Origin of the sequence: Streptomyces sp. NPDC091412 (genome assembly GCF_044756885.1) — a bacterium.
In the GTDB taxonomy this organism is placed as follows: Bacteria; Actinomycetota; Actinomycetes; order Streptomycetales; family Streptomycetaceae; genus Streptomyces.
In genome coordinates, this window is the sequence record NZ_JBIVTV010000060.1 from 1 (window position 1) to 1,579 (window position 1,579).

Sequence of the window (1,579 nt, forward strand, 5' to 3'; positions counted from 1 at the left end):
CTAGCTACTTGCCCCTGAAAAAGTGTTTGGGCTGGTGAGGGGCCGGTGCTGTGGGACGGCGTTGTGCCGTTGGCCTGTCGGCGACATGTCCCTCATCGGCTGAGGACGGTCATCCGCTGGAGGTTGTAGGCGAAGATTCCCAGTCCGGCCCAGGTCTGGGCGCCGGCGAGGCGGCGCAGGCGCGTGCGGCGGAAGCCGAAGCTGCGCTTGAGGTGACTGATGCGGGCCTCGATGCCGACTCTCCAGTTGCGCATCCGCCGGAATGGGCGGCTTTGTTCGTACTCACGCCGCGCCTTTCCAGGCTTCCCGGCTCGTTGCAGGCCGATCCGCTGGACGCCGAGTTCTGCCAGGGTCAGATCGTTGGCCGCGGTGCCGAAGCCGCGGTCGGCGACGACCGTGCCGGGCGTGCGGCCGGTCAGTGACGCGGCACGCTCTACCGAGGGAACCAGTTGCGGAGCGTCGGGTGGGTTTCCGCGCTGGACCTGGTGGTCGACGATGAAGCCGCGTTCGTCCTCGGCCACGAGAGCGGTGTAGCCGAACTGGGTGGGGTGCTGGGGCTTGCCCTTGCGGATTGGCCGGGCGTCGGGGTCGGCCAACGAGACCAGCCGGTCGGGGATGGTGCGGATGCCCGCCAGTCGCAAGGCGGTCTGCTCCAGGAGTCGGCGGGTGCCGGCCGCGGTCTCGGCCAGCTCGCCCACCAGGTGCGCGAGTCGTCCCGAAGGCAGCTTGCCCAGCGTGCGCCGGGCATTGCGTTCGACCGCCGCCGCGTCCCGCAGGGTGGCGCGGGCCAGGGCGGCGATTTCACCGGTGAGTCGATCGATCTCGCCCAGCGCCTGGCCGGTGCGCCGCCGCAGCGTGCGCGAGATCTCCTTCAAACGGCGCCCCGCTGACCGGCTGCGATCACGGAAGCGAGTGCGGCTGGCTGCCCCCGACGCCTTGATCCGCCCAACCAGCCGGCCCAGTTTGCGTACTCCGTGTTCGAGCAGGTCGGCGTCCGTGGGGTGGTCGATGTCGGCTTCGATCACGGTGGTATCGATGCGCAGCTTGCGGCACCGCAGCAGCTTGTCTTCGACCAGCTTGCCCAGTAGGGCGGCGTTCAGTTCTTCCACGGTCTGTGTTCCGCTGCGGCGCACCAGCTTGATCAGGGTGGTCGGGTGCGGCACCGGGGAGGCCAGCGGGATGCGGCAGAATCGGCGCCAGCTCAACGAGTCGGCGACCTCACGGCACAGGGTCTCGTAGCCGAGTTGGTAGCGGTGTTTGAGATAGAGCAGGCGCAGCAGCGTCTCCACCGGCACCGACGGCCGTCCCAGCCGCTCGGCGAACACCGCCCTCCAGGGGTCGATGAATCGCTCGTCGTCCAAGAACGCATCGACTCGGGCCAGCTCGGCTGGTAACTGCCGCGCGTGCTCTGGCAGCACTTCCCACCAGGTGTCCTGTACTCCTGCGACACGCAGCACCGCCACCACCCCCGGCCGCAACGACCCGCCTCCACTGTCGCGGCCACGGCCCGCCCTTACCAGCTCTCCCCAGAGGACAACCCAGAGGCAGCCCCCAGACTTCTTCAGGGGCAAGTAGCTAG

At 69.0% G+C, this 1,579-nt stretch carries 1 protein-coding gene; it reads right to left on the bottom strand.

What is annotated here, in order from left to right:
• Window positions 1-92 precede the first annotated feature (92 nt).
• Window positions 93-1,457, bottom strand: coding sequence for an ISNCY family transposase (locus ACIQMV_RS39360; RefSeq protein ID WP_402597921.1), 1,365 nt, complete (start codon window positions 1,455-1,457; stop codon window positions 93-95).
• Window positions 1,458-1,579 lie beyond the last annotated feature (122 nt).